Here is a 16,325-nt window from a genome sequence, read left to right on the forward strand (position 1 = left end):
GAGAGGAATAGAAGATCATGTCCACCCTGTTTACTGGAATCTCTGAACTGCGTACGGTGTCGGAGGCCGGCACGCTTGCCGACGCCGCACTCATCGCCAACACCGACGGCACTATCGCCTGGATCGGAGCGGCGTCTGAAGCGCCGGACGCCGACGAGAAGGTCGACCTTGGCGGGCGCGCAGTTCTGCCGGGCTGGGTGGATTCCCATACCCACATGATCTTCGATGGCGACCGCTCCGCCGAGTTCGAAGCCCGCATGGCGGGTGAGTCTTACCAGGCCGGCGGTATTGCCGTGACCATGGATGCGACGCGCTCGGCAGGGGAGGAGCGCCTGGAAAAGCTGTTGGTGGAGCGTATTGCTGCCGCGCGCCGCGGCGGAACCACCACGCTGGAGACTAAGACTGGCTACGGCCTCAACACTGAATCCGAGGTCGAGGCCGCGCGCGTGGCTGCCCGCCACGTTGATGACGTGACCTTCCTCGGCGCTCACCTTGTCCCGCCGGGGGCGGAGGCTGAAAGCTACCTCGACGAGGTTATTGGCTCGATGCTCGATGGCGTGGCGGAGTATGTCCAGTGGATCGATGTCTTCTGCGAGCGGGGTGCGTTTGATGAGGAGCAGTCGCGCCGCGTGCTCGAAGCCGGCAAGGCCCGCGGGTTGGGTGTGCGTGTGCACGGTAACCAGCTTGGTGAAGGCCCCGGCGTGGCCCTCGCTGTGGAGATGGGCGCTGCGTCCGTTGACCACGTGAACTACCTCAGCGACTCAGACGTCGAGGCCCTCGCTGCCTCCGACACGGTGGCCACTTTGCTGCCCGCGTGCGACCTCTCCACCCGCGAACCCTTGGCCCCGGGGCGCACGCTTCTCGACGCCGGAGCGACCGTCGCCATCGCCTCCAACCTCAACCCCGGTACGTCGTACACCTCCTCCATGAATTTCTGCGTGACCACGGCTGTACTGCAACAGCACCTCACCCTCGACGAGGCGATTGCTGCCGGCACCCTCGGTGGTGCCACTGCATTGCGCCGCCAGGATGTTGGTGACGGTAAGGATGCGCAGGGCCGCCCCGCAAAGGGCTCGCTGGTTGTGGGGGCGGCCGCGGACCTTCACGTCCTCGACGCCCCGAGCGCCATCCACCTGGCCTACCGCCCGGGAATGCCGATGACCTGGAAGACCTTCTTGGCCGGCCGCGAGGTCTAAGCCGAAGGGGCAACGAGGACTCGAGCCCCTTAGCTTGAGCTGCTGGAGAAGAAGAGCTCCGGCAGCCTACGAACGTCATCCGTGATGTGCGGGAGAAGTGCACGCTCAGCGGCGGCCCTCGCAGCAAAATAGCTAAATGTACGTAGGTGCCGTACTCTGGTCTGGGCAATGAGCATTACCGATAACGCCACCGGCGGCGTGAACGAGCCGGAAGAATTCAATAAGTCGGAATCTCAGGAAAACTCGCAAGGTGGCGAGGCGCAGGACGCTTCGCAGGTGAAAAACCAGGACACCGGGGCTGCGAATAACCCTGAGGACACCGGCGCTGAAGACACTTCAGCCACTGACAACTCCCAGGGTTTTGCACACCTCGGTCTGCCTGATGACGTTCAGGCCGCTGTCTCCAAGGTGGGCTTCACCCAGCCATCCCCGATCCAGGCAGAAACCATCCCGATCCTCATGGAGGGCCGCGACGTTGTCGGCCTTGCCCAGACTGGTACGGGTAAGACCGCAGCTTTCGCGCTGCCGGTTCTCTCCCAGATCGACGTCGATGCCCGCCACCCGCAAGCACTCGTCCTCGCGCCGACGCGCGAGCTGGCCCTCCAGGTCGCGGACTCTTTCCAGTCCTTCGCCGACCACCTCGGCCGGATCGAGGTTCTGCCCATCTATGGTGGCCAGGCTTACGGCATCCAGCTTTCGGGTCTGCGCCGTGGCGCCCAGGTCATCGTGGGTACCCCGGGCCGCGTCATCGACCATTTGGAGAAGGGCTCCCTGGACATCTCCCAGCTGCGCTTCCTCGTCCTCGATGAGGCCGATGAGATGCTCAACATGGGCTTCCAGGAAGATGTCGAGCGCATTCTTGAGGACACTCCGGATGACAAGCAGGTTGCGCTGTTTTCGGCCACCATGCCGAACTCCATTCGCCGCCTGTCCAAGCAGTACCTCAACGACCCAGCGGAAATTACCGTCAAGTCGGAGCGTCGCACGAATGACAACATCACCCAGCGCTTCCTGCTGACCCCGCACCGTCACAAGATGGATGCTTTTACCCGCATACTCGAGGTCATCGATTACGACGCCATTATCGTCTTCTGCCGCACCAAGCATGAGACCGAAGAGGTGGCAGACAACCTCAAGGAGGCTGGCTACAACGCGGCTGCCATCAACGGTGATATTGCCCAGCAGCAGCGTGAGCGCACGGTTGACCAGCTCAAGGATGGCCGCTTGGACATCCTTGTCGCCACCGACGTCGCTGCCCGCGGCCTTGACGTAGACCGCATCACCCACGTGGTGAACTACGACATTCCGAATGACACTGAGTCCTACGTCCACCGCATCGGCCGTACCGGCCGTGCCGGTCGCAGTGGTGAGGCCATCTTGTTCGTCACTCCGCGTGAGCGCCGCATGCTGCGTTCCATTGAGCGCGTTACCAACGCCCGCCTCGAGGAGATGGACCTGCCGACGGCCGACGAGGTCAACGCTAAGCGCAAGGAGAATTTCTTCGCCTCCATCGCTGCCTCGCAGGAGGACAAGCAGTTTGAGTTCTTCCGCGACATGGTCCGCGAGTACTCCGCTGCTGAAAACGTGGCCATGGATGACATCGCTGCGTCGATTGCCGTGCAGCTCCAAGGCGGTACTGACTTCCTGCTCAAGGAACGCCCAGTGACCAAGAAGGACCGTCGCGATCGCGAGCGCTTTGAGCGCGACGGCCGTGGCCGTGACCGCGACCGCGGTGGACGGGGTCGTGACCGCGATCGTGACCGTGGCCCACGCCGCCCGGACGGGGACTTCGAGACCTACCGTCTGGACGTCGGCAAGCGCCAAGGCGTTCGCCCGGGCGCCATCGTGGGCGCACTGGCCAACGAAGGTGGCCTGACCTCCAAGGACTTCGGCCGCATCACCATCGCGGTGGGCCACACGTTGGTGGATTTGCCGAAGAACCTGGACCCGGCTGTGCTGGATCGTCTCAAGGACACCCGCATTTCTGGCCAGCTCATCAAGATTCAGAAGGATACTGGCCGCCCGCCGCGCCGAAACTACGATGACGATCGTGACCGTGGGGGTCGCGGAGGCCGCGGTGGTCGTGATCGCGGTGGACGCGGTGGCTACCGTGACCGTGACCGCGGTGGCCGTGACCGCGGCGGACGCCGAGGCGGCTGGCGCGACTAACGCCTGGCACGAAAGAAGCCTCCTGCACTGACAAGGATTGCGGCTCGGAGCTGAAGCTCTGGGCCAAGTCCCATAAGTGCGGGAGGCTTTTCTATGGTCTGCCTGCGCGTGTGCGCAACGTTGGTATTTAGATGTACATGAGGATGGCACACACAACCCACAGCAGGTTGAAAATGCCGGAGAACATAGCCAGCTGCTTCTTCAGCTTGGAGGCATCCGCAGTGCCCGGGGTAGCGATAGCGGCCATGGCCTTATTCTGCTTCGGAATAATGACAACGAGCAGGATGACCCACGCGATGACGGCGAGCAGAAGCGCAATGTGGAACTGAACCTCGGACTTGTAGGCAGAGAGGTCAGTCAGGAAGACAGCCAGACCCAGAACCGGGACGATGGCGGAGATGTAGCCATAGGTGGACGTGATCTTGTTGAGGATTCCCGCAGCACCAGCAGCGGAAGCATCACCGGCAGCGGCCTTCTCAACCTGGCCTGGGAAGGCGGAGGTGGAGATGCACACGGTACCGACCAGCAGAATGGCCGCGAAGACGTGGAGGAAAATTAGCAAGCTAGACATGAGGAGAAGTGAGTACCTTTCTGATCACGGGGTTTTCCAGCGAGAGTCTAACGGCGCCAGCTGATGAAATCGAATTGACACTGGTGGCGCATGGTCTCATAATCGCGGGCGGGGAGGGGCAACTCGTACTTTCGCGCCACCGCGGCCAGTCGCCGGGAATAATCGCAGCGGTCTGCTGGTGGAAGCCAGTCCGCGGGCAGCGAATCTGACTTGGTTTGGTTGAGCGCGCTGGCCGTGGCCACGAGGTTGAGAGGATCGTTGGCAAAGGCCAGCTTCTTGTCTTTCGTCCACATGGAGGCCCCGAGATCCCACGCCGCGGAGAGCGGGAAGACGTGATCGACCTCCACGCGGTTGCCGGCGGGGGCACGGGCATAGGGGTCATACAGAATGCCGTCAATAGTCTGCGACTTCATGACGGTGTCGCGGGTTCCTGGCAGCCAGCCCCCAAAGTCCGCGCGCACGTAGCCGGGTGCGGAGACCCGTGCCGGAACGGTCGCCACTCCTAAGCTAGGGCCGGGAAAGAGGTGGTAGCCGCCGTAAGCCACGGTGGCAACGGACAGTACACAAATGTATGCGGTGCGCAGGTTCATACACTCTTAGACTGCGCGGTGGCTCTAGGGGTTCCGTAGTGCTCCATTGCAGCGTCAAACGGTCCCTCTAGTTTGGTGCCTATACTTTGGTCTCTTTGCTCACCAAAGGAACCATTTAACCGCAGAAATAGCGTCTAAAAGGTCTCTTGTCAGTGCACAGGGACCAAAGTAAAAGAACCTTTTGGCCAGCATGTTAGGGCCATGCCTGAAACGGCGAAACCCCCGCCCCAGCAGAACGGTTAACTGCTGTCGGCGGGGGCCGCGTTGAAAGAGTCGGAAGGAAAACGAAAGGGGAGAGGGAAGTAGGCTACTTCTGAACCTGCTCCGCGGCCTCCTCGAAGTCGAGGTCCTTGTTGTTCTCGACTAGCTTGGCCAGGCGAGAAGCCTCCTCGAATTCCTGGGTGACCTTCTCGTCCGGAGCCTTGGTGGCCAGGGAAACACCGACAGCCACGAGGAGTGCGGAGAGGAAGCCCGGAACCAGCTCGTAGAGGGCATCGCCCAGCGGGCTCATGCCCCAGCCGATGGCCACGATGGCGCCGGTGAGCATACCGGCGATGGCGCCGGTGGAGTTGAATCGCTTCCAGTACAGCGACAGAAGGACGATCGGGCCGAAGGCGGAGCCGAAGCCAGCCCAGGCGAAGCCAACCAGACCCAGAATGGAGTCCGACGGGTTGATGGCCAGCAGGGCACCGATGATGGCGATGGCCACAACTGCAGTACGGGACAGGTTGATCAAGACGTTCTGGCTTGGCTTCTTCTTGGCAAAGATGAGGAAGAGGTCCTCAATGAGGGAGGTGGAGACAACCAGCATCTGCGAAGACATGGTGGACATGATGGCTGCCAGAACAGCGGTCAGGACCAGACCAGCGAACAGTGGGTGGAACATGACCTGGGCCATGTCCAGGAAGATGGTCTCGTAGTTCTCTTGGTCGGTAATAGAGTGGTTGGTCTCGGTGAAGAAGACGGTACCGGACAGCGCAACGAAGATAGCGCCGATGAGGGAGATACCCATCCAGCTGACACCGTAGAAGCGGCCTGCGCGGGCATCGGAAGGCTTGCGCAGCGCCATGAAGCGCACGATGATGTGCGGCTGGCCGAAGTAGCCGAGGCCCCAGGCGAGGTTACCGATGATGACGGCGGCGGAGACGCCGGAGAACATGGAGAAGTAGTTCGGGTTCTCAATGGCGCCATCGGTGGCGTACGGGTTGTTGGCCGCAAAGCTGAAGATCTCGCTCGCATCGTTGAGAGAGAAGAGCACCATGATCGGCACGATAATCAAGGAGGCGAACATGAGCAGACCCTGCACGGTATCGGTGTAGGACACAGCCAGGAAGCCACCGACGAAGGTGTAAAAGACCGTCACGGCTGCCACGATGAGCATGCCGACGAGGTAGTCGCCGCCGAAGGTGGACTCGAAGTAACGGCCGCCGGCCACCATGCCGGAGGAGACGTAGAAGGTGAAGAAGAAAATGATGATAGCCGCGGCGATAATGCGCAGCATGCGGGACTTATCGTGCAGGCGGTTTTCGAAGAAGGACGGCACAGTAATGGAGTTGCCGGCGATTTCGGAGTAGGAGCGCAGACGCGGCGCAACCCACTTCCAGTTCGCCCACGCACCGACGAGAAGGCCGATGGCCATCCAGAGCTCGGACATACCGGTCAGGAACAAAGCACCCGGCAGGCCCATGAGCAGCCAGCCGGACATATCGGAAGCACCGGCGGACAGGGCTGCCACGAAGGGGTGGAGGCCACGGCCGGCGAGAACGTAGTCGTCGTATTCATCCGTCTGCTTGTAGCTCCAGAAGCCAATGGCGGCCATGGCAAGCAGGTAGATGATCATCGCAACGACGTACCAAGTGGAGTCTTGCACTGATCTCTCCTTGAGTTTGAGATTAAGAGTAGGACTCATTCACGCTAACGAGGCTCAGGGCCCTGCCCAACTGGAAATTGGCACCTTGACCAGTATTCGGTAACCCTGGTCACAGCTTAATGTACGGTTTTACTGGCGTAACGCCATAATGTAACGAGACTATAACGATTGGGTATTTCGGCAGGATTTGGGAACTTTCTTCACGCGGTGCCCCCAAATGGTGTGCTGCTAGACTGGCCGTTATGGCTTCTTACCTGCTGCATGGCCTCTGGCTGCCCGTCTCTGGCCTGAGTCTGTGGATCGAACAGGTCGAAGGACACAAGATTGTCATGCCCTCCGCTGTGCCTGAAGGCACCTTCCCGGACGTCGTCGACACAATCTTGGAGAAGAAAACCTTCCGCAACCGAGCGCGGGTGTCACTGCGCACACCAAAGGGCAAGGATGTTTCCCTCATGGTCCCCATGGCCATGTTCGCCCCAGATGAGGCAGTCGAAACCTTAGCCAAGCTGGAGTACCTCGATACTGACAGCCAGGCAGTCACGGCGGAGCAGCGCCTGACCATTGCTCCGGATCTCCTGTGGCTCATCCGCGCTTACCGCGGGCTCTACCGTTTCGTTCGTGCAGGGCGGGTGACCATCCGTCTTTCGTACCAGGCAGGCGAGTGGTACCCCATGTGGCAGCTGGCCTCCGGTTTGGGGGAGCGCAGTTGGCTGGCCGAAATGCTTGCCGCCGCGCCGGGCATTCTCACAATAAACAACCGCGCGCTGTCGGATGACTTGGCCGATGAGCTTACGCACTGGATCGCCTATACCCAGCTGAAGCCGCAGATCGAGGCACCTCGCGCCGCGCCGTGGCATGATTTTGCCCTGGCACTGTTGAAGACCTCCCCTGTGAAGAAGGGCCGTGCTCAGCTTCTGCGCGGGCTTAACGAGTGGAAGGATTCCATCACGTCGGTGGATCTTCAGTTGGTCTTCCTCGTCGAAGAGCCGCAGGAGGATGAGGATCCGGAAGAGACTATCTGGCCCATCCGGGTGCTCGTGCGCTCCGGCACGGATTCTCCGCGTCCGGTGAAACAGGAGCAGTTGGATCGGGGGAGCGTCGAGAAGCTGCGTGATGCCCGTCGCCATGCCTTCGACGTTGCCCCGCGCCTGAAATACAACTCCGGACAGGCCTCGCCCTACGGCGGTGACTGGGACGTCTACCTTTCAACGGAGCAGCTTGTGGAGTTCGTCACGCACGATGCCGCCGCCCTGCGTAAGGCGGGCTTCACTGTCATGCTGCCGAAGTCCTGGTCACATATGGAGACCAAGGCCAAGCTGGAAACTGTCGAGGCTCACGACCCAGCCGAGGGCTCCACTAAGGCGCACATCGGCATGGAGAAGCTGGTCAACTATGACTGGAAGCTCTCCGTCGGTGATACACAGCTCACCGATTCTGAGATGGAGGAGCTGGTCCGGTCTAAGTCCGGCCTCATTAAGCTGCGTGGTGAATGGGTCATGGCGGATACGCAGTCCCTCAATAAGATTCAGCAGTACATGCGTGAGCTCGCCGATACCGCTCGGAGGCGTGCCCTCAAGGAGTTGGAGAAGCTCGCCGCCACTGCAGAGATGGCGCGTCAGTTGGGTCAGCCCGGCTGGGAGGAGCTCGTGGCGGAGGTGGAGCGCCGCCGCAAGGAGTTCAACGAAGGCGAAGAAGAAGCCGTGGTCTCCCTCGCGGATCTGCGCGAGATGGCGCTGAAGTCCATGGCGGAGGACCCGATCGCCTTCACCGGATCTGAGTGGCACGCTTCGTTGCTCGGCGGGATGGAGACCACCGCGCCCGACCGCGTCGACATCCCTGATACGGTTCACGCGGAGCTGCGTGATTATCAGCGTCGCGGCGTTGACTGGCTCTATTGGATGTCCCAGAACAATATTGGAGCCGTGCTTGCCGACGACATGGGTTTGGGCAAAACCCTTCAACTACTGTCGCTGCTTGCCGTCGAAAAGGCGGCGTCTGACGACGCCGCATGGAACCCCACCCTGGTCGTCGCACCCACCTCCGTCGTGGGCAACTGGGCCCGCGAAGCCGCACGCTTCGTGCCGGACTTCACCGTCCTGGTTCAGCATGGCACGGGCCGTCTCAAGAATGAGGACCTTGTGGAAGCGGCTCAAGCCGCCGACGTTGTCATCACGTCCTATGGCACCGTGGCCCGAGACTTCCTGACCTTGAGCAAGGTGGACTGGGATCGCGTGGTGCTCGATGAGGCTCAGGCCATTAAGAATGCCGCGACGCGTTCGTCCAAAGCTGTGCGCGCTATCCCGTCGCGTCACCGCGTGGCGTTGACCGGTACGCCCATTGAGAACCGGCTGTCGGAAATGCGCTCCATTCTGGATTATTGCAACCCAGGAATTCTCGGCTCGGCGTCTTTCTTCCGCAACCATTTTGCCAAGTCCATCGAACGCGAAGGCAGCGATGTCATGGCAGAGCGTTTGCGCCTGCTCACCGCGCCTTTCATTCTCCGCCGCCTCAAGACAGACCCGAATATCATCGATGACCTGCCGGAGAAGTCCGAGCAAATCATCACCGTGCGGATGACCGATGAACAGGGGGCGCTGTACAAGGCCTTGGTCAATGACGTGGACGAAGCGCTGAAAAACAAGGAGGGCATGTCGCGCCGCGGCCTTGTGCTCGCCTCACTAACCCGCATCAAGCAGATTTGCAATCACCCGGCACACTTCCTTGGTGATGGCAGTCCCGTCACCATCAAAGGCAGGCACCGCTCCGGCAAGGTAGAAGAGCTTATGCGCATCGTCGACCAGGCCATCGAGTCTCGCGAGCGCGTGCTCATCTTTACCCAGTACAAGGCCTTCGGCGATATCCTCCAGCCCTATCTTTCAGACCAGTTGGGCTGCGAAATTCCCTTCCTCCACGGTGGGGTGAGCAAGAATCGACGCGACCACATGGTGGAGGACTTCCAGGCACCCGATGGCGCCCCCGTCATGCTGCTTTCCCTGAAGGCAGGCGGCACGGGCCTGAATTTGACGGCGGCGTCGATTGTCGTGCACATGGACCGCTGGTGGAACCCGGCGGTGGAAAACCAGGCCACGGACCGTGCCTTCCGCATTGGTCAGGAGCGCAATGTGCAGGTCTACAAAATGATTACCGCCGGCACGCTGGAGGAATCCATCCAGGACATCCTGGACGGCAAAACGCAGCTCGCGGGCGCCGTCGTGGGCGAGGGCGAAGGATGGCTCACCGAGCTCACCCCAGAACAACTGGCGGAGCTCATGAGCTACAAGGGAGAGGAGAATTAAATGGCGCCAGCACGTCCCAAAGACGACAACGTCATCTACGCCAACTTCGGCACCCGCAAACGCGTGAGCACGCCGGAGGAGGTTCACCGTGTCGACCGCGTGCGCACTATGCATCCGGCGGCCACGCGCGTGATCAACTTTGTCAATGAGCAGACGGATTCCGGGCGCATCAGCCGCGGCCGCCAGTACGCAGCCGAAGGTCACGTTGTGGGCCTTGACGTGCGCAATGGTGCGGTGCACGGCAAGGTTGCCGGCTCGCAGAACGAGCCTTTTGCGGTGCTCATTCAGGTGCCCTACCGCAACAATGAGGACATCGCGCGGCTGTCGGAGATGTTTGCGCGCACCCCCAACTCCGTGGCGAAGGCCAGGGAGGGCATGCTTGCCGACGACTCCCTCGACATCCTCTTCGCCGAATTCGCCGACGATCTGCGCTTCTCCTGCACGTGCCCCGACCCGGAGTACGTGTGCAAGCATGTCGTGGCAGTGGCTGACCGCCTGGCTGCCCGCATGGACGCAGATCCCTCTGTAATCTTTGCACTGCGCGGTCTGGACTTCGCGCGCCTCGAGCAGTCCGTGATGGAGCAGGCCAAGTCAGCTTCGGAGGATTCCTACAGCGGAGCAGACTTAGATCCAGAGGAGCGTAATGCGTTGTTTTGGGCGGGGCGAGAGCTGCCTTTGCTTCCCGAACCTAAGTCCGCACCGGCGGTGGATGATTCCGACCCTGACCTGCTGCGCAAGGCCATGCGCTCGGTGAGCCATACGAACATAGATGTGCTTCGAGCGGTCTCCGATGTCGACGACCTTTACTACTATCTGACGCACTAAGGATTCCCGCCGCCGCGACCTTGAGGGAGAAAAGGCTACATGACAGCAGTAACGTTCATCCACACCTCCGACTTTCAGCTGGGCATGACCCGCTGGTTTCTCAGCCCCTCCGCGCAATCGCGCTTTGATGATGACCGTGAAGAAGCAGTCGTTCGACTAGGGGAGTTGGCCACCGAGACCGGGGCGGAGTTCATTGTCGTGGCCGGAGACGTGTTTGAGCACAACTCTCTCACCACGTCCACGTTGTTGCGTTCCAAGGAAGTGTTGAAGAACCTTCCGGTGCCGGTGTACCTGCTACCCGGTAACCATGACCCGCTCGTGGCGGATTCCATTTTCTTTAATTCCTTTGCGGATAACGTCCACGTCATCGCGGACTCCGAGCCCATCGAGGTTCGCCCGGGCGTGCACATTGTCGGCGCCCCGTACCTGTCCAAACGCGCAAACTATGACCTCGTGCGCCGAGCACTGGAACCGCTCGAGCCGCTCGACCGCGCCTCGGGTGCGGTGGCACGCATTGCCGTGGGGCACGGCCAAGTTGAATCCCGCGCAGGTGAGGCCGAGGAATCTGATGCTGACACCATCGATCTGGCTTTCGTGGAGGACTGCCTCGATCGCGGCGTCATCGATTACCTAGCACTCGGGGACACACATTCCACGGCTTCGTTGGGGCGTACCGGGAAAGTGTGGTTCTCCGGCAGCCCGGAGACAACGGCTTTCGATGACCGCGAGCGTGACTCCGGCAATGCTCTGGTGGTGAGGGTTGAGGGGGAGGCGGTGGACGTCGAGAAGCGCAGCGTCGGCCGGTGGGCCTTCCGCGCGCTTAACGCCGACGTCAACTCGATGGATGATGTCGAGCGTTTTCTTGCGGAGCTGGAGGAGATGCCGGGCAAGACGCGCACGGCAGTGAAGTACAGCCTGCGCGGCACGCTGGGCCTCAGCGCCCAAGCACGCCTGGAGCAGGGGCTCGCGAACCTAGAGGAGGTCTTTGCCTCCCTCAAACCCCGTGAACGCACGATGGATCTGCACTTGGCGCCGTCCGAAGATGAGCTTAGTGAGCTGAGCCTGAGCGGATACGCCGCCGATGCCCTCTCCGAACTACTCGAGGACCTGGAGAATCCCACCGCCCGTGATGCCGCCAACCTACTGTTTCGTCTCAGCGCGAAGGGAGCCTAAACCATGATGCACCTGCATTCTGTTGAGTTGAGCAACGTCCGCGGCGTGGAGCATCTTGAGGTCACGGACCTACCTGAGACTGGCGTCGTGGTGATTGGCGGACCTAATGAAGCTGGTAAGTCTACGCTGGTGGAGGCCATTTCTTTCGTGCTGACGGAAAAACACACCGCGGGTTCGAAGAAGATTAAAGCGTTGAAACCTGTTGGCCGTGACGTGGGCCCAGAAGTGACGCTGGAGGCCACTGTGGGGCCGTACCGTTTTCGCATTCACAAGCGGTGGCTGAAGAAGCGGGCCTCGGAGCTCCAGGTGTTTTCTCCGCGTCCGGGGCAGTGGACGGGAGCGGAGGCAGATGATGAGTTGGATCGGATTCTGTCTGAACACCTTGACCGCGCGCTGCTCGACGCACTTTTCGTGCGCCAAGATGATCCGCATGAGGGGATTGCTGCGGTTGGTATTCCTTCGCTGACTGCGGCCTTGGAAGAGGAGACCGGGTCGAATGCTGTGGCCGAGGACTCCGAGCTGCTCACGCGCATTGAGTCCGAATACATCCAGTACTACACCGCCAAGACAGACAAGCCGGCCGGAGAATTCAAGGCAGCTATCAAGACGCTTGAGGAGGCTGAATCAGCCTACGCTGCTGCTGAGGCCTCCATGCGTGAGCTCGATGGTGTTGTGGAGCGTTATGAAGCTGCGGAGCTGAGGAAAACTGAGGCGGAGGCTGCTCTTCCTGCGGCGGAAAAGGATTGTGTGCGGCTCGATGCTGAACTCGCTGCCGCCCGTGTGGCCCAGGAAAAGGTGACTGCCCAGGAAGCTGCCGTGGCCCGCGCGGCAGCGGCTGTGGCACGGGCCCAGGAAGATGCTGCTCGTCGCACCACTCTGGTGAAAGAACATGCGGACGCCACCGCAGCTGCTGAGCGTGCCGCGGAGGTCGTGGCCGAGGCCAAGGAACGCGCGGAGGCAGAGGCCGCTGCTCGCAGCAAACTGGAGGAGGAACGCGCTGATATCCAGCAGAAATATGACGCTGTGCGCGAGGAACGTCAGCGTGCCCGCCGTGCCCAGCTCCGCGCGGAGCACGCGGCCCTCGGAACGCGTTTGGAGGCAGTGGCGTCTCTTGAAGACGCACTGGCTTTGCGCCGTCGTGAGCTGGCAGCAGCACCTGCGATTCCGAACCTGCGAGAGTTGGAGGAGGCCGAGCGTGAGGTGGGCATCCAGGACCGCTTGCGGGCGGCCGCTGCGGCGAAACTCTACGTAACTGGAACGGGCGAGGTTGTCGTGGAGGGAGAGGCCTTCTCTTTGACGTCAGGGGAGGAAACTCCGGTTGAGCTGCACGATGGCACGGAGCTGCGCATTGGCGATGTCACCGCACGGTATGCGGCCGCGGCCGGTGAATCTGGCGAGGAGAGTGTTGAGAAAGCTCGCGCGGAACTCGTGCGACTGCTCGAGGACGCCGGGTGCACCAACGTTGCGGAGGCCCGCGAAGCACAGGCGAAGCATGAGGAGCTTGCTGCGGCTGTGGAAGGTGCATCCCGCGAATTAGCAGCGGCCCTCGGCGGTGACGACCTCGGTGAGTTGAAAGCTCGCTTCGAATCGAGTTCGGCTGATCATGAGGAGAACGCAGAGGACGACGGTGAGCCCCCGCGCGAGTTTGCCGTGGTGGAGAAGGAAGAAGAGAAGCTGCGAGGGCGCCTGGATGAGCTTGACCGAGCGTTGGCGCCTTACCGCGAGAACAAGGCTGCCGCAGCCCTCGACGTGGCCACAGTCCGAGCTGAGGATGCGGAGACTCAGCGCGCCCTCAAGGCTGAGGCCCTGGACGCTGCCCGCATGCAGTTGAGTGACGCAGAGGTCACGACCGCCATTGAGGTCGCGCGCAAGGCCCAGGAAGCAGAGCAGGCCGCCCTCAAGGACATGACTGACGTTGATGTCGATACTGCTGAGACCTTGGCCCAGGGCGCCCGCACGCATGTTGACTCCCTTAAAAAGTCCGTCGCCGATGCCAACGGTGACATGCGCGAGCTCAGCGGACGTATCGAGATGCACTCCGGTGCAGCAGAAGCCGTGGAAAAGGCCGCCGCGGAACTGGAGGTAGCCCGTGAGCGCCATGCCGCAGTTGAACGCCGCGCAGAGGCAGCTCGTTACCTACGCATGCTTATGATGCGCCACCGCGATGCCGCCCGTCAGCGCTATGCCGCGCCTTTTGTCTCCGCGCTCAATGGGCTTGCTCGGACCGTCTTCGGCGGTGATGTGGACTTCCATCTCTCCGAGGAGCTCATGGTGGAAGCTCGCAGCCGCAACGGTGACACCGTGGCTTTCGAAGGCCTATCCGGTGGTGCCAAGGAGCAGCTGGGGATCTTGACCAGGTTTGCTATTGCCCAGCTGGTGTCTGGTGATCCGGTACCGGTTATCATCGACGACGCCCTCGGTTCGACCGACTCGACTCGCCTTCAGCTAATGGCAGCGCTGTTCACTAAGGCCGGTAAGAATTCACAGGTCATCGTGCTGACGTGCATGCCGCAGCGTTTTTCCTGGGTCGCGGGCCGCACGGAATTGAGCATGGAAACGCTGAAAAATATCTGAAATCGGGGTGTAGGGTTGGTTCCATGACTGCGGATATTCGATGGCTGACCGATGATGAACAACACCTGTGGCGCCAAGTGCTGAGCAGTATTCGCAAAATTGATCGCGGCATGGAGGAGACCTTGCTCGCCTGCGGGGACATCTCGATGTCCGAGTACTCCGTGCTTGTGTCCCTCTCGGAAGCCCCAGAGCGCCGTCTGCGCCTTCGTGAGCTGTGTTCTGAGCTTGAGTGGGACCGCTCCCGTGCTTCCCACCAGATCACGCGCATGGCAAAGCGCGGACTGGTGACCAAAGAAAAATGCGAGGGTGATGCACGGGGAGTCGAAGTCGTCATCACCGACGCCGGGTTCGAGCGCCTTCAAGCATCCGTGCCTGAGCACGTTGAATCAGTGCGCCGCATGGTCTTCGACCACCTCGATCCTGCCGATGCACCTGCCCTCCTTCGCTTCTGTGAAGGCGTACTGGCAGCAAATAACCTTCCGGGCTACTCCGGCTTTGTTCCCGATGAGCGTTTAGGCGGGCGCAGCTCCTAGCGCATGCACCATCGCAGGTACAGTGGGGATGCCGACAGCACACTCACCAGGAGGTGATTCCCACATCATGATGGGACAAGAACTTTTCGAGCACCCAGAGCGTCAATACACTCAGTACCGAATTGAGGCGCTTAAGGAATTGAGCGCGCAGGTAGGCCCTGTGGATGACGTCGAGGAGCTTAGTGAAGAACAGGCCGACCTTCTCGAGAAGGCACTGGAACAACACCCAAAGGGTGCTCTGACCTTTGATGAGCTCTCCCAGCTGTGGATCATTGGTGCAGAGGACGACATCAATCGCATGTTCCAGGATCGCGAGGAGTTCATCGAAGCTCTGGAGAACAACGAGGATCCCGGCGTCTAGCCCACAAGTGGTGTCAAACTTACGGCGGATAATGGCGGCTATTTCTGGGTTTAACTACGGCCGACTCTGCATAACCTGCTAACATACGTTGTGTTAAAGGGCGAGCATTCCTCTGGCGTAGGGGAGATGACTCCGGCGTGAGCATCCTCGGTGAGGAGCTAAGTGAAAGGACAAAACATGATCGACCAGCGCGATTTGGCTCAGGAGCAGCGCGAGGCTGCCGCACGCGACAAGGCTGACGGCTGGGTTTCTGTCTTCCTGCAGTGGATTCCCATGATGCTCATCATGGTGGTCGTCATCACTGCTCTCTGGCTCGGTATGTTCTACATTGAGCACGGCACCCTGGACATCACCCAGGAAGTCGTGAACCCGTTCATCACGCAGTAGAGCGAACAGGTGGGGCGCCTCCCCTTGCGTCCATAAACCTTTTCTCTCGAGCCCCAGCACCATGTACTGGGGCTTTTTCACCATACCTACCCACATCTGCCGGTGAGGACAGTCTCTGCGAGTGGTTCGACCACCTCGATGTTCTCGCAGACCAGATCGATGAGATGGTTGCTACCGGCGCTAAGTCTGCGCCGATTATGATGCCGTACGCCACAGCATCTTTCATGCCGCGCCACGCCGGCGAGCGCCCGGAAATCCTGCCGGAGGGTTTGACGAACTTTGCCTTCCTTCTCCTGCGGCCTCCTTCTGCGGCCTCCTCTTGGGGCTTCCCTTGCTGACTCCCTCCTGCGGCCTTTCGCAGCCTCCCTTCGCGCTCACGGGGAATGCTTGCCGGGCGGTTGGGACGCTGCCGGTGAGCGGCAAGGGTGGGGAGGGGTGAGTGTTAGGGGCTTGTGGGGTTCCTGCTCCCTTCGCGCTCACAGGAAACGGCTGCCGGGCGGTTGGTGGTCTAACGGTGAGCGCGAAGGGCAGGGAGGCAGGCAGATGCCACAATGAAAAATCTCGAGACACCGACCGGAACGATGTCTCGAGACTTCACACCGACAACGGCGCCTGTTACCGTTCACGCGCGTTCGTCGAGGCGTTGGGGCCGGGTGTCAAGCACCGGTGAACCAGGGGCGAATCGGCCACAGACGAGCGGGAATGAGGAACTGTTCGACTGCACGTTGATGACTGAGCGGGCCTACGCCCGGCCGTATTTGAGTCTCAGAGCGCCCGACA

The 16,325-nt window shown here is 61.1% G+C and carries 13 protein-coding genes; 10 read left to right on the top strand and 3 right to left on the bottom strand.

The annotated features are described in order from the left end of the window. The first annotated feature begins 17 nt into the window (after nucleotides 1-17). Both hutI and M5J09_RS12455 read left to right on the top strand, forming a co-directional pair. Nucleotides 18-1,196, top strand: a complete 1,179-nt coding sequence (hutI, locus tag M5J09_RS12450; RefSeq protein WP_257158079.1) for an imidazolonepropionase — start codon at nucleotides 18-20, stop codon at nucleotides 1,194-1,196. 168 nt (nucleotides 1,197-1,364) lie between these two features. After that, entirely contained in the window at nucleotides 1,365-3,365 is a 2,001-nt protein-coding gene (locus M5J09_RS12455; RefSeq protein ID WP_257158080.1) for a DEAD/DEAH box helicase, read from the top strand. A 127-nt stretch (nucleotides 3,366-3,492) separates the two neighbouring features. Here the strand turns inward: M5J09_RS12455 and M5J09_RS12460 are convergent, their stop codons facing one another. From M5J09_RS12460 to putP, 3 genes are all read right to left on the bottom strand, one after another. Then, on the bottom strand, nucleotides 3,493-3,936 hold the full coding sequence (locus M5J09_RS12460) for a DUF2269 domain-containing protein (protein WP_257158081.1): 444 nt from the start codon (nucleotides 3,934-3,936) through the stop codon (nucleotides 3,493-3,495). A 47-nt stretch (nucleotides 3,937-3,983) separates the two neighbouring features. Beyond that, nucleotides 3,984-4,526 carry an HNH endonuclease family protein gene (locus M5J09_RS12465; protein WP_257158082.1) on the bottom strand — a complete coding sequence of 181 codons (543 nt, stop codon included), beginning with the start codon at nucleotides 4,524-4,526 and terminating at the stop codon, nucleotides 3,984-3,986. A 307-nt stretch (nucleotides 4,527-4,833) separates the two neighbouring features. Continuing rightward, a complete protein-coding gene (putP, locus tag M5J09_RS12470) occupies nucleotides 4,834-6,396 on the bottom strand; it encodes a sodium/proline symporter PutP (protein ID WP_042530405.1) in 1,563 nt (520 codons plus the stop codon). Nucleotides 6,397-6,638: 242 nt separating this feature from the next. Between putP and M5J09_RS12475 the strand changes: the two genes are divergently transcribed. The 8 genes from M5J09_RS12475 (at nucleotide 6,639) to M5J09_RS13340 (ending at nucleotide 15,883) form a co-directional block, all read left to right on the top strand. Then, on the top strand, nucleotides 6,639-9,692 hold the full coding sequence (locus M5J09_RS12475; RefSeq protein WP_257158083.1) for a DEAD/DEAH box helicase: 3,054 nt from the start codon (nucleotides 6,639-6,641) through the stop codon (nucleotides 9,690-9,692). Next, entirely contained in the window at nucleotides 9,693-10,517 is an 825-nt protein-coding gene (locus tag M5J09_RS12480; protein WP_257158084.1) for a hypothetical protein, read from the top strand. 39 nt (nucleotides 10,518-10,556) lie between these two features. Next, nucleotides 10,557-11,690, top strand: coding sequence for an exonuclease SbcCD subunit D (locus tag M5J09_RS12485; RefSeq protein WP_257158085.1), 1,134 nt, complete (start codon nucleotides 10,557-10,559; stop codon nucleotides 11,688-11,690). A 3-nt stretch (nucleotides 11,691-11,693) separates the two neighbouring features. Continuing rightward, complete coding sequence (locus tag M5J09_RS12490) at nucleotides 11,694-14,264, top strand: AAA family ATPase (RefSeq protein WP_257158086.1); 2,571 nt, start codon at nucleotides 11,694-11,696, stop codon at nucleotides 14,262-14,264. 23 nt (nucleotides 14,265-14,287) lie between these two features. Continuing rightward, nucleotides 14,288-14,797 carry a MarR family winged helix-turn-helix transcriptional regulator gene (locus M5J09_RS12495; RefSeq protein WP_257158087.1) on the top strand — a complete coding sequence of 170 codons (510 nt, stop codon included), beginning with the start codon at nucleotides 14,288-14,290 and terminating at the stop codon, nucleotides 14,795-14,797. A 67-nt stretch (nucleotides 14,798-14,864) separates the two neighbouring features. Then, nucleotides 14,865-15,158, top strand: coding sequence for a molecular chaperone GrpE (locus tag M5J09_RS12500; protein ID WP_257158088.1), 294 nt, complete (start codon nucleotides 14,865-14,867; stop codon nucleotides 15,156-15,158). A 177-nt stretch (nucleotides 15,159-15,335) separates the two neighbouring features. After that, nucleotides 15,336-15,545: a hypothetical protein gene (locus M5J09_RS12505; RefSeq protein WP_257158089.1), complete on the top strand. Its 210-nt coding sequence runs from the start codon at nucleotides 15,336-15,338 to the stop codon at nucleotides 15,543-15,545. Between the two features lie 32 nt (nucleotides 15,546-15,577). Next, nucleotides 15,578-15,883, top strand: a complete 306-nt coding sequence (locus tag M5J09_RS13340; protein ID WP_257158103.1) for an oleate hydratase — start codon at nucleotides 15,578-15,580, stop codon at nucleotides 15,881-15,883. Nucleotides 15,884-16,325 lie beyond the last annotated feature (442 nt).

The organism is Corynebacterium sp. BF-R-2 (assembly GCF_024586525.1).
Classification (GTDB): Bacteria; Actinomycetota; Actinomycetes; order Mycobacteriales; family Mycobacteriaceae; genus Corynebacterium; species Corynebacterium singulare.